Below are 11,318 nucleotides of genomic sequence, written 5' to 3'. Positions count from 1 at the left end.
GCTCCGCCGTTGGTCATCTTCGCGGACCCGGCGCGCAAGGTCCGCAACCCGCAGTACCCCGTCTGTCGATGCCTTCGCCGAACGCGCCGTCGACGAGTACGGCCGCCTGGACTACGCCGTGGCCAACGCCGGAATCCTGCGCAACTCACCGCTGGAGGAGATGACCGATCAGCGCTGGCACGACATGCTCGACGTCGACCTCACCGGCGTGTTGCGGACCTTGCGCGCCGGGTCCGCGAAGATGACCAACGGCGGAGCGATGGTTGCCGTATCCTCCATTGCCGGCGGCGTCTACGGCTGGGAGGAACATGCCCACTACGCAGCCGCCAAGGCCGGCGTGCTCGGCCTGATCCGCAGTGTGGCCGCCGAGTTGGGGCCGCGCGGCATCCGCGCCAACGCCGTTATCCCCGGACTGATCGAAACTCCCCAGTCCCTGGATCCGGTGAATTCCCTCGGGCCCGAGGGCCTGCAGCGCGCCGGTTTGGAAATCCCCTGGGGCCGGGTCGGACGTCCCCAGGAGGTTGCCAGCGTGATCGGCTTCCTGACCTCCGATGACGCTGTCTACGTCACGGGCCAGTCCCTGATTGTTGACGGCGGCCTCACCATCAAGATGCGTGCCTGAAAAGCCTCGGAAGGACAAGAATGAACAACCCTGACGCCTCCCGGAAAACGGAGGGCCGCGCCGTTGTGGTCACCGGCGGAGCCAGCGGCATCGGCAAGGCCATCGCCGAGGCCTTCACCGCCAACGGCGACAGAGTCGCCGTCCTGGACCGGTCGGGCGCGGCGGGAAGCATCGCCGTCGACGTCTCAGACGAGGCGAGCGTGAAGGCGGCCTTTGCCGCCGCACGCTCCCGGCTCGGAAGCATCGACATTCTCGTGAACAGCGCCGGCCTGCTGACGGAATCGCCGTTGGAAGACATGACGCTTGCCATGTGGAACGAGACGATTGCCGTGGACCTGACCGGTGTCTTCCTCTGCTGCCGGGAGGTGGTGGGGGAGATGCGGCAGCAGAAGTGGGGCCGGATTATCAACATCGCCTCCCAGCTGGCTATCAAGGGCGGCACCGGGCTCAGCCACTACAGCGCCGCCAAAGCCGGAGTCGTGGGGCTGACCAAGGCCCTGGCCCTGGAAACGGCCGCCGACAACGTGCTGGTCAACAACATTGCCCCGGGCCCCATCGAGACGCCCTTGGTTGACGGCATCTCGGAGGAATGGAAAGCGGCGAAGCGTGCCGGGCTGCCGCTGCTGCGCTTCGGGCTGGCGGACGAGGTGGCGCCAACGGCGCTGCTTTTGGCCAGCGATCCCGGCGGCAACTTGTACGTGGGGCAGACACTCGGACCCAATTCCGGCGACGTCATGCCCTAGGAGGGAGACCTATATGTGCGGTGCCTGTGGACGAAATGTGGTGAGCGATCCTGTCCTGGGTTCGATCAGAACGCTGCGGCAGCACCTGATTGTCGCCCAAACGATTAATGGTGCCAGCCAATCCTGGCCAGGAGCCCCGAAAGTGGCCGCGACCAGCGGCGGCTGGCTGGTCTCGGGGCCGACGGGAGCCATGGTGGCCGTATCAACCGTGCAGGCGCTGTGGTCGGCTGTCCTGCTGGGCAGGCCGGGGCTGCAGCGGCAGGACCTGCGTGCCGCCGGGGACCTGGGAGCGGGTGAACCGGGAGCCGGTGAACTGGGCACGGGGGCGCTGGGGGCCGGGGAACCGGACCCGGGGGAGTTGGCGCGCCGGGTGATGAACCTCGGCCACGAGATGGCACAGGATTCCGCTACGGAAACGGACACGTGACACGCCACAGGTCAGGCGCTACGGGGATCCCCTTAGCGCCTGACCTTTTCCGCGGCGCCCGGCCCGAATTCGTCGCGAAAACCTAGCCAAACGGCCGGGCCGGGCCCAGGTGCCGGGGTCAGCCTTCAGCCATCAGGATGCAGGCGTAGCCGGGGGCGCGGCCGGGGAGTCGGAGTGCGGGCAGCGAATCTGCTCGCGGCCCTGTCGCGCGTTCTCGACGTCCCCCGCGCTTTCCAGGTCACCGCGGGCCCGCAGCCCGGCCACCACACCGTCAACATCGGCGCCGGGCCGGTTCTGGCTGAGTTTGTGCTTCGCCTCGATCCTCGTGATGAGAAGCTCGACGCCGACGATCGCGCGCAACTGGCCGGCAATGTAGCGCTCCGGGGCATCCTCGACAGTCCAGGGCTGCTCGGAGCCGGCCTCGTTGTGGTTGCTCAGCCGCCTCACATGGCTGGCGAGCCAGGCGGGATCGTCGTGGATGACCAGGGTGCCGTACACGTGGGCCGTGGAGTAGTTCCAAGTGGGAACCACGCGTCCGTGCTCCGCCTTGGACGCATACCACCGCGGCGAGATGTAGGCGTCCGCGCCCTGGATAATGGCGAGCGATTCGCCGAGGGCGGGTTCAGACCATTGGGGGTTGTTGCGGGCCAGATGCGCGTGCAGGGCACCGTGCTCACCGGCCGAGGGGTCGAAGACGAAGGGCAGCAGCGTGGCAAGCATGCCCTTCGCGGTTGCGGTGACCAGGTTGGCCGCGGACGGTCGCGTGAGCAGATGCCGGACTGCATCGGGGCCGGCGGCGAAATGTGCGGGGATGTACACGGAACTTCCATTCGGATTGCGGATCGGGTCTGGGCTGGGCGGCTTCGGGGGCGGGGCGTGTGATCAGATCAGCCGGATTGTTTCACTGTCACGGTGTCCTTCGCGTTGTTCCCCGGGCTGTCCTGGGGGCTGTCCAGCGCGCCCGCATTGCTTCCCGCCGCCCTGGCCGCACGTGGCCGGGAGCGGACGGCCAGGCCGGCGCAGAGGATGACCGCCGTGCCGCCGATGATGGTCGCCCAGGTCAAGTCTTCGCCCAGTATGAGCCCGGCCCAGCAGATGCTCAAGACCGGCTGGACGAGTTGGATCTGGCTGACCTGCGCCATGGGTCCGATGGCCAGGCCGCGGTACCAGGCGAAGAAGCCGAAAAACATGCTCACGACGCCCAGGTATGCGAAGGCCGCCCACTGCACGGGAGTAGCGGAGGGAGGCTGGCTGGCCATAGAAAAGGCCGCGATGCCGGCCATGAGCGGCGAGGACAGAACGAGGGCCCAGGAGACGGTCTGCCACGAGCCGAGTTCGCGGGCCAGCAGGCCGCCTTCGGCGTAGCCGATTGCCGCCGAGAGGACGGCGCCGAACAGCAGCAGGTCGGCCAATTGCAGTTGCCCGATGCCGCCGGACTGCGCAGAGGCGAAACCAATCGCCGCCACTGCGCCCGCGCCGGTGATCATCCAGAAAGACCTGGGCGGCCGTTCGTGGCCGCGGATCACCGCCATCGTTGCGGTCGCCGCGGGGAGTAGCGCAATAACAACCGCGCCGTGGCTGGCGGGAACCGAGGTGAGGGCGGAGGAGGTCAGCAGCGGGAATCCGACCACCACGCCGCCGGCGACCACCGCAATACGCGCCCACTGGGCGCCCCGGGGCAGGCGCTGCCGGGTCAAAGTGAGGGCGAACGCGGCGAGAACGGTCGCAACAACAGCCCGGCCCGATCCGATGAACAACGGAGACAACCCCGCAACCGCCACCCGGGTGAACGGCAGTGTGAAGGAAAATGCGGCGACGCCGACGAACCCCCACCACAGTCCGGCTGCCGGCCGGGACGATAACGGTTGTTTGATTCCCTGAGTAGCGCTACTATTGTCTTTCATGTCTTATGATAGCACCACGCGGATGGCGGCGCGGCTCCGGGAATGGATTGCGGCCGCCGCGCCGGGCGCCCGGCTGCCTTCCACGCGTTCCCTGGTCGCCGAGTACCAGGCCAGCCCCGTGACCGTGCAAAAGGTCCTGCGGACCCTCTCCGCGCAGGGCCTGATCGACAGCCGCCCCGGCGTCGGGACGTTCGTGCGGGCCGTTCGAACAGCGCGGCCGGCGGACTACGGCTGGCAGACGACGGCGCTGGGATCGCCCCGGGCGCCGCTCCGCCCCGTCTCCACTGCGATGCGCAGCGCCTCAAACGACGTCATCGCTTTCCATTCAGGCTATCCGGACCGGGAACTGCTGCCCGAGCGGCTGGTCAGGGCAGCTCTGACCCGGGCTGCCCGGGGTGAGGCTGCCCTGTCACGTCCGCCTGCCGCGGGCCTGCCCGACCTGCAATCCTGGTTCGCGCACGAGCTCCGGGGGGCTACCGGGGCCGGCGTCGCCCCGCCAACGCCGCGCGACGTGATCGTACTCCCGGGGAGCCAGGGCGGGCTCAGTTCCGTGTTCCGGGCGCTGGTCGGCAGCGGGCAGCCGCTGCTGGTGGAATCCCCGACATACTGGGGGGCGCTCCAGGCCGCGGCGCAGTCCGGTGTCCGGGTTGTTCCGGTACCCAGCGGTCCCGAAGGCCCGGACCCCGAGGACCTGGCCCGCGCCTTTGACGAGACCGGCGCGCGGCTGTTCTACGCGCAGCCGAACTATGCGAATCCCACCGGGGCGCAATGGCCCGCCCGCCTGCGCGAGCAGGTGCTCGACGTGGTGCGCGAACACGGTGCTTTCCTGGTGGAGGATGACTGGGCCCATGACTTCGGCATCACCACGGATTCCGTGCCCGTTGCCAGCCTCGACGATTCCGGCCATGTCGTTTATCTCCGTTCGCTGACCAAGAGCGTGTCCCCGGCCATACGCATTGCCGCGGTGATCGCCCGCGGCCCGGCACGTGATCGCATCCTGGCCGACCGGGGCGCCGAGTCCATGTATGTCAGCGGCGTTCTCCAGGCGGCCGCCCTCGACGTCGTCACGCAGCCGGGATGGCAGACACACCTGCGCGGACTGCGGCTGCAGCTCCAGTCCCGCCGTGATCTCATGCTCAGCAGCCTGCGGGAACTTGCCCCGCTGGCCCACGTGGAGCACGTGCCCACGGGCGGGCTCAACCTCTGGGTCCGCCTTCCCGACGGGACCGACGTCGACCAGTTCGTAGGGGACTGCGAGGCCGCGGGGGTCATCATCGCGGCCGGTACCGAGTGGTTCCCGGCCGAACCGGCCGGACCGTTCATCCGGCTGAACTTCGCCGGACCCAATCCGGGCGCTTTCCGGGAAGGCGCGCGGATCCTCGGCCAGGTGCTCGAACGCACCGCCGGGCGGTAGGCCGCCGCCGCGCTACGCCGGCGTGAGCAGCGCCTCAGGTGCCGCGAGCGTCACGAGGCCCTGCACGGAGCGGGCGAGCCCGGCGTTGAGCGTCACAAAGGCGTCTGCCTGAAGCCGGGCCAGGGCCACGTATTCGGCGTCGAGGGTGTCATCCAAGCCAAGTTCCTCGGCGAGGCTCCACGCGGTGCGTTGCAGGACGCGGTCGCCGAGGAGCCGGATGCGAAGGCCCCGGATGTAGTCGAGCTGACGATTGGCATCGGCCCGCGTCACGTCGCCGCGCCGGACTGACTGGTACAGGAGCGAGAGCACCTGCGAGCGGAGGAGCGTCGGCGCCACCAGCTGGTGATCGTCTGAAACCGCCGGCCTTTCGAGGGCAAGATGAAGGGCAACGTCCGGGCCAATCACGAATCGGGTCATGGTTACTGGATCCTTCCTGGGTACAGCGGCGGTCATCCCGCCTCGCGGGGCGCGAACATGATGACGGCGACCCCGAACAGGCAGATCACCGAACCCAGGACGTCCCACCGGTCGGGCCGGAAGCCGTCGAAGATCATGCCCCAGGCCAGTGAACCGGCCACGAACACGCCGCCGTACGCGGCGAGGATACGCCCGAAGTGTGCGTCCGGCTGCAACGTCGCGGCAAAGCCGTAGATGCCCAGCGCCACGACACCCAGCCCGGCCCACCACCAGGCCCGGCCCTCACGGACGGACTGCCAGACGAGCCAGGCCCCACCTATTTCGGCAACGGCGGCGAGGACGAACAACAGGATGGTTTTCGGGATAGTCACGCCCTCATGATGGCACCGGCTGGTTGCCTATCCGGGCCGGTGCGCGCCGACGCGCCCGCCCGGCCGTCATGCGGGGTCATCGCTTGCATCACCGGCCACCCGGGCCTATAACTTTAAGGTTCAAGTAAACTTGGCCGGAAAGGCTGTGCCGCTCGAAGCCGACTGGCTTGACGGCTCCGCCCCCGCCGACGTCAGCACCTGTTGCCCCATACCTGAGGACCCGAGATGACCCTTGCGCCAGAAACCACTGCAACGCCGAGGGCCGCAGCACCTTCGGCCGCCGTGCGCAGCCGCGTCGTCGTGCCGCTGCGCTTCCCCGACGGGTTCGAAGCCGTTGCCGACGTGCTGAGTTTCAGCGGGCTCACCGACGGCAAGGAGCACCTGCTGCTGGCCCTCGGCGAGTGGGAGGCTGCACTGCAGGGCGCGGCGCAAGGCGGTGCCGGACCGCTGGTGCGGCTGCACAGCGAGTGCCTTACCGGGGACGTATTCGGGAGCCAGAGGTGCAATTGTGGCCCGCAGCTGCGGGAGGCCGTGGAGCGGATTGCCGCCGAGGGAGGCTTCCTGCTCTACCTCCGCCAGGAAGGCCGCGGCATCGGCCTGTATTCGAAGCTTGACGCCTACGCACTGCAGGATGGCGGCCTTGACACCTACGCCGCGAATCTGGCCCTGGGCCACGGCGAAGACGAGCGGGACTACACGGCGGCGGCCCAGATGCTGGAGGCAATGAGTGCCAGCACGCTGCGGCTGCTCAGCAACAACCCGGACAATGCAGCCCAGCTGACCGGCCTCGGCCTCGAAGTGTCCGGGCAGGTCGCCACCGGCGTCCATGCCTCGGCGGCCAATCTTCGGTACCTGGCCGCAAAACGCGACCATACCGGCCACACGCTCGTGCTCCCGTCCGACGCCGGACCCGTCGCCGGTGCGCCCGGCGCTGCCCCTGGCGGTGCCCCCGGCGCTGCCCCTGGCGACGTCGGGGCTGCGTCCCGGGCCGGGGCGGCGGCCGTCCCGACCCATGACGACATGCTCGCCCGGGTCCAGGGGCTCGTGCCCGGCCTGCGCGAGCGGGCCGCGGAAACCGAGGAGCTCCGAAAGTGCCCGGAGGCTACTCCATCTCGGGCCGGTGGACCTTTGCCTCCGGGGTCATGCATGCCCGGTGGGCGCTGCTCGCCGCGCAGCACGGCGACGTGCGCCTGCAGTGCCTGGTGCCGCTGGCCGACGTCGAGCTCCTCGACGTGTGGCAGACGGCCGGCCTGCGGGGTACCGGGAGCAACGACATTCGGGCGGGGGACCTGTTCGTCCCGGAGCATCGGACTCTGGACTGGGAACTCCTGGGCGCGGAAACCAATCCGGGGAGCCTGCTCCATGCGGATCCGCTGATCCACACCCCCATGGGCGCGCTGCTGAACATGGTGGCCCCGGCCGCTGCCCTGGGGTCTGCCGAATACGCGCTCGACCTGTTCCGCGAGCTGATCATGGTCCGGAAGGTCAAGCACGCCGTGGAGAACCGCCAGGCGGACTCCCTGCTCGCGCAAGTCCGGTATGCGCACGCCTTCGGGCTGGAGGCCACCGCGCGGCTGCACTGGCAGGAGGCGGTCCGGGTGGTCTCTGCCGCCCATGCGCGCGGGCCTTCGACCACGACGGAGCCGGACCGCGGGCAGTACCGGCTGTCCCTCGCCCTGAGCGGCGAGGCGTCGGCCGAGGCGGTTCGGGTGATCATGCTGGGATCCGGCGGGAGTGTGCACCGGCTGTCGCATCCGCTCCAGCGGATCCAGCGCGACGTCAATGTCCTGATGAACCATGCGGCGCTGACGAGGGATCCGGTTCTCGAGCAGGCGGGCCGGGGCCTCCTGGGTCTTGGGTTCAGTGTGCCCTCGTTCTAGTTGGAAGCTTGAAGCTTCAATCAAAATGAATTAGGATGATCCCATGACTCAGACCACTGACCGCCCCCCGGTTCTCTTCCTCAGCCATGGCGCACCGCCGCTGGCCGACGACTCCACGTGGACCCGCGAACTCCACGACTGGTCCGGCACCTTCGGCAAGCCCCGGGACATCCTCATGGTCTCCGCCCACTGGGAAAACGCCCCCGTGACGCTCAGTGCAACCGGGCGGGATCCGGGCCTGGTCTACGACTTCGGCGGCTTCCCGCAGAAGTACTACGAGGTGGCCTATGACGCCCCGCAGGCACCCGAGTTGGCTGCCGAAGTCGAGAAGCTCGTCGCCGGCCACGGCCACCACGTGGAGCGCGATGAAAGCCGCGGGCTGGACCATGGCGCCTACGTTCCGCTGAAGGAGATGTACCCCGACGCCGACGTGCCGGTCGTGCAGATGTCCATGCCGACGCTTGATCCGCAGGGGTTGTTCGACCTCGGCATGTCGCTGGGGCCCTTGCGGGAGCGGGGCACGCTGATTGTCGGATCGGGATTCACGACGCACAACCTGCGCTGGTTCAATCCCGCCGGGGGACCGGACTCCGCCCCTCCCGCGGCCTCCAGCGAATTCGACCACTGGGCCGAGGAGGCCATGGCCCGCGGCGATGTCGACTCCATCCTCGACTTCCTGAACAAGGCGCCCGCCGCCCGGGAAGCGCACCCCCGCAGCGAGCACTGGGCTCCGCTCTATGTTGCCCTCGGGGCTGCGTACGGCTCGGGAGACATCCAGGCCAGGACAGCAATCGACGGGTTCTGGTTCGGGTTGTCCAAGCGGTCGTGGACCCTGACGTAGCAGTCGCACAACGTAACACGGGGAATGAACCGGACCAGGGTCCGGTTATGCCCGCCAGCGCCGGATCGCCGGCGAACCAGAACGTGACGTGGCTTGACCACTGATGAGGAGTGCAACATGACGATTGCAGTAACGGGTGCGACAGGACAGCTGGGCAGACTGGTCCTCGATGAACTGCTCACCAGCCAGGAACCGGATTCGCTGGTGGCCATCGTGCGCGACGCCGCGAAAGCCGCGGAGCTGGGTGCACGTGGCGTCCAGGTGCGCGTCGCGGACTACTCCGATCCCGCGGCTCTCGAGGCCGCGCTCACGGGAGTTGACAGGCTCCTGCTGGTCTCCGGAAGCGAGGTGGGTTCCCGGGTGGCGCAGCACGGCAACGTCATCGACGCGGCCAGGGCCGCCGGCGTCGGGTTCATCGCCTACACATCCGTCCTGGCCGCGGACACCACCGAACTGATCCTGGCGCCCGAGCACAAGGCAACAGAGGAGCTCATCCGCGCGTCGGGACTCGACAACACCATCCTGCGCAACGGCTGGTACACCGAAAACTACGCCCAGACCGTGGCAACGGCCAAGCAGACGGGCGCCGTCGTGGCCGCTGCCGGTGACGGCCGGGTGGCCAGCGCGACGCGGGCTGACTACGCCGCGGCGGCCGCGGCGGTGCTTAGCTCCACCGGGCACGAGGGCCGCACGTACGAACTCTCCGGCGACTACGCCTGGGACTTCAAGGAACTGGCGACGGCGATCACCCGGATCACGGGCCGGGAAGTTGTCTACCAGCCCGTCTCCGCCCCGGAACTGGTTGAGGTCCTGACCGCGGCCGGCCTCGACACGGGCACCGCGGGATTCCTCGCCGCCCTGGACGCGGACACCGAGGCGGGCCTGCTGGCCACCGTCACTGGCGAGCTGTCCCGGCTGATCAGTCGGCCGACGACGCCGCTGTTGCAGGCTCTGACGTCGGCGGCCGCGAGCTAATCCGCACTGCCCAAGGAGGCAGCGAGACCGGGAGGCCGGGAGTGGGCATAATGAAGGCGTGGATTCCCGCTGCGTCTGCAGGGCATAGACACCCTGCGGGTGCGCGCCTCGACTGACAGGACCCATGGAAACTCCCGGTGATTTTCAGCAGGCCGGGGCCGGTGAATGGTCGGACGGCCCGCTGGTTCTCGGTGTGCCGTGGGAATTCGACGAGCGCCTGGTACGGGCCGCCGCCGGGCTCGCCGCGATCATGGGAGTGCACCTGATTTGCGCGTTCGTGGACCCGGCGAGCTACCTCACCGAGTGGGAGCCCGCCGGAGTCCTGGATGGCACCTCACTTGATCCTGCCCCGAATGTCGAAGCCGAATACCCGGCCTCACAGCTGCTCAGCTGCCTTGAGGGCATTCTCGGTCCTCCCGGCGGGGCATGGTCCTTCCGGGTGCTGAACGGCGAAGTTGCCCACGCCCTGGACCGGCTGGCGCAGAACGCGGACGCGGCTGCGCTGATTGTCGGCGGGCAGCGGCCTGGGCGGATTGCCCAGATGGGCCGGCTCCTGGAGGGCTCGGTCAGCGTTTCCCTGACCCGTCTGCAGGGCAGGCCAGTACTGGTCGTTCCGCACGCGGGTCAGTGACGCACGCGCCGGCCGTGCGTTCCGTCCACCGACGGCGGCCCAACAGCGGGCCAGCACCGCGCCAACAAACCTGAGGCCGGCGGGGCGGGTTCATCCGTTCCGGGTGACGGCCCCGGGCCGCCGCGGCCATAGCGTTGGAGTACCGCCGGTGTGCGAGCGCCCGGGATGCGAAAGATTGCTGGAGCACAAGGGGCTGACGCTGACGGCGGAACTGCACGAGCCGTTAACGCCAGCGAATCGAAGTGAGTGATGGTAGACCCGAACAAGCCAGCAGCCGTCACGTCAGAGGCGCGGGCGCTCTTCGTCGGCAGCGCCGCCTTCCTCGTCCTGGGCGGCATCGCTTTTCTGCTGATCGGGCGGGAACCGGTCCCGTTGTCCGGACGGGGTTCAGTCGGTGACATTGCCTCGATCGGCACGGCAGTGTTGGGCGCCGGGGCGGTGGTGGCCGGTTGCCTGCAACGTCGTCCGGCTGTGGCACCGGAGGCCCGCGGGGGAGGCCGGATCCGCACGTCCATCGATATCGCCGCACTCGCGCTGGCGCACGCCTGCATCTTCCTGCTCGGCTGGCTGGCGCTCTTTTCGCTGTTCCAGCAGGCGTTCATCGGTGCGGTCGTCTACCCGTTCGCGGCCGCTGTCCTGGTCGGGACCACAGGAGCCATCAGCGCCTATATCGCCTACCTGTCCGCGCTCAGCATGACCGCCTACCGGCTCGCGGCCCTCCTCGCCGGCTTCCTGGTCACCGGCCTGCTCACGAGCATGCTCACCGCACAGGATCCACTGTGGTGGCAGGAGAACCTCAGTGCCCTCGGCATGAGCTCCGACGTCTCCGGAGTGGCGTTCAACTTCACCCTGATCGTCGCCGGCGTGGTCATCTCCACGCTGGCGGGATATGCGACGGCGACCCTCGCGGCGACCGCGAAGTCCCCGTCCGCGCTGCATCGGGTGAGGCTGCTCGAAGGCGGGATCGCCCTGATCGGCGTCTTCCTCGCCTGCGTGGGATTGTTCCCCGTCGATGAGCGCTTCGGGCTCCACACCCTGGTCGCGTCCGGCATGGTGGTGGTCTTCGCGTCCCTTATTGTCCGCATCCGCACGC

Annotated in this window: 13 protein-coding genes and 1 pseudogene; 10 read left to right on the top strand and 4 right to left on the bottom strand. The window is 68.8% G+C overall.

Annotated elements, in window-relative coordinates; translation table 11 throughout:
* The 3 genes from AC1D1W_RS18030 to AC1D1W_RS18020 form a co-directional block, all read left to right on the top strand.
* Positions 1–622: SDR family NAD(P)-dependent oxidoreductase (locus AC1D1W_RS18030; protein WP_476944401.1), on the top strand; the 622-nt coding region annotated here is incomplete at its 5' end.
* A gap of 20 nt (positions 623–642) precedes the next feature.
* Positions 643–1,365 carry an SDR family NAD(P)-dependent oxidoreductase gene (locus AC1D1W_RS18025; protein WP_476944400.1) on the top strand — a complete coding sequence of 241 codons (723 nt, stop codon included), beginning with the start codon at positions 643–645 and terminating at the stop codon, positions 1,363–1,365.
* A gap of 142 nt (positions 1,366–1,507) precedes the next feature.
* Positions 1,508–1,792: a hypothetical protein gene (locus AC1D1W_RS18020; protein ID WP_476944399.1), complete on the top strand. Its 285-nt coding sequence runs from the start codon at positions 1,508–1,510 to the stop codon at positions 1,790–1,792.
* Positions 1,793–1,924: 132 nt separating this feature from the next.
* Here AC1D1W_RS18020 and AC1D1W_RS18015 read toward each other — a convergent pair whose 3' ends face one another.
* Both AC1D1W_RS18015 and AC1D1W_RS18010 read right to left on the bottom strand, forming a co-directional pair.
* Positions 1,925–2,611, bottom strand: coding sequence for an FMN-binding negative transcriptional regulator (locus tag AC1D1W_RS18015; protein WP_476944398.1), 687 nt, complete (start codon positions 2,609–2,611; stop codon positions 1,925–1,927).
* Between the two features lie 68 nt (positions 2,612–2,679).
* Positions 2,680–3,696, bottom strand: a complete 1,017-nt coding sequence (locus AC1D1W_RS18010; protein ID WP_476944397.1) for a DMT family transporter — start codon at positions 3,694–3,696, stop codon at positions 2,680–2,682.
* Here AC1D1W_RS18010 and AC1D1W_RS18005 point away from each other — a divergent pair.
* Entirely contained in the window at positions 3,695–5,110 is a 1,416-nt protein-coding gene (locus AC1D1W_RS18005; RefSeq protein WP_243177844.1) for an aminotransferase-like domain-containing protein, read from the top strand. The genes AC1D1W_RS18010 and AC1D1W_RS18005 overlap by 2 nt on opposite strands.
* Before the next feature lie 12 nt (positions 5,111–5,122).
* On the opposite strand, the gene AC1D1W_RS18000 is transcribed toward AC1D1W_RS18005, so the two are convergent.
* Positions 5,123–5,527, bottom strand: a complete 405-nt coding sequence (locus AC1D1W_RS18000; RefSeq protein WP_243177843.1) for a type II toxin-antitoxin system VapC family toxin — start codon at positions 5,525–5,527, stop codon at positions 5,123–5,125.
* 32 nt (positions 5,528–5,559) lie between these two features.
* On the bottom strand, positions 5,560–5,898 hold the full coding sequence (locus AC1D1W_RS17995; RefSeq protein ID WP_028276742.1) for a YnfA family protein: 339 nt from the start codon (positions 5,896–5,898) through the stop codon (positions 5,560–5,562).
* 225 nt (positions 5,899–6,123) lie between these two features.
* Here AC1D1W_RS17995 and ribA point away from each other — a divergent pair.
* The 6 genes and pseudogenes from ribA to AC1D1W_RS17965 form a co-directional block, all read left to right on the top strand.
* Positions 6,124–6,729, top strand: a pseudogene (gene ribA / locus AC1D1W_RS17990) (GTP cyclohydrolase II RibA); the annotation flags it as partial.
* Positions 6,730–6,989: 260 nt separating this feature from the next.
* Entirely contained in the window at positions 6,990–7,778 is a 789-nt protein-coding gene (locus AC1D1W_RS17985) for an acyl-CoA dehydrogenase family protein (protein WP_476944396.1), read from the top strand.
* Between the two features lie 43 nt (positions 7,779–7,821).
* The gene (locus tag AC1D1W_RS17980; protein ID WP_028276744.1) at positions 7,822–8,619 is read left to right on the top strand and encodes a dioxygenase family protein; all 798 of its coding nucleotides are present in this window, start codon (positions 7,822–7,824) and stop codon (positions 8,617–8,619) included.
* A gap of 117 nt (positions 8,620–8,736) precedes the next feature.
* A complete protein-coding gene (locus AC1D1W_RS17975; protein WP_476944395.1) occupies positions 8,737–9,594 on the top strand; it encodes an SDR family oxidoreductase in 858 nt (285 codons plus the stop codon).
* Between the two features lie 124 nt (positions 9,595–9,718).
* Positions 9,719–10,225, top strand: a complete 507-nt coding sequence (locus AC1D1W_RS17970) for a universal stress protein (RefSeq protein WP_243177839.1) — start codon at positions 9,719–9,721, stop codon at positions 10,223–10,225.
* Positions 10,226–10,474: 249 nt separating this feature from the next.
* Positions 10,475–11,318, top strand: an 844-nt coding sequence (locus AC1D1W_RS17965) for a hypothetical protein (RefSeq protein ID WP_476944394.1), incomplete at its 3' end; no start/stop codon positions are given.

This window comes from Arthrobacter sp. P1_B4 (genome assembly GCF_056406555.1).
The sequence above is the reverse complement of the archived record's forward strand: the minus strand, read 5'-3'. Positions and strand labels throughout refer to the sequence as shown.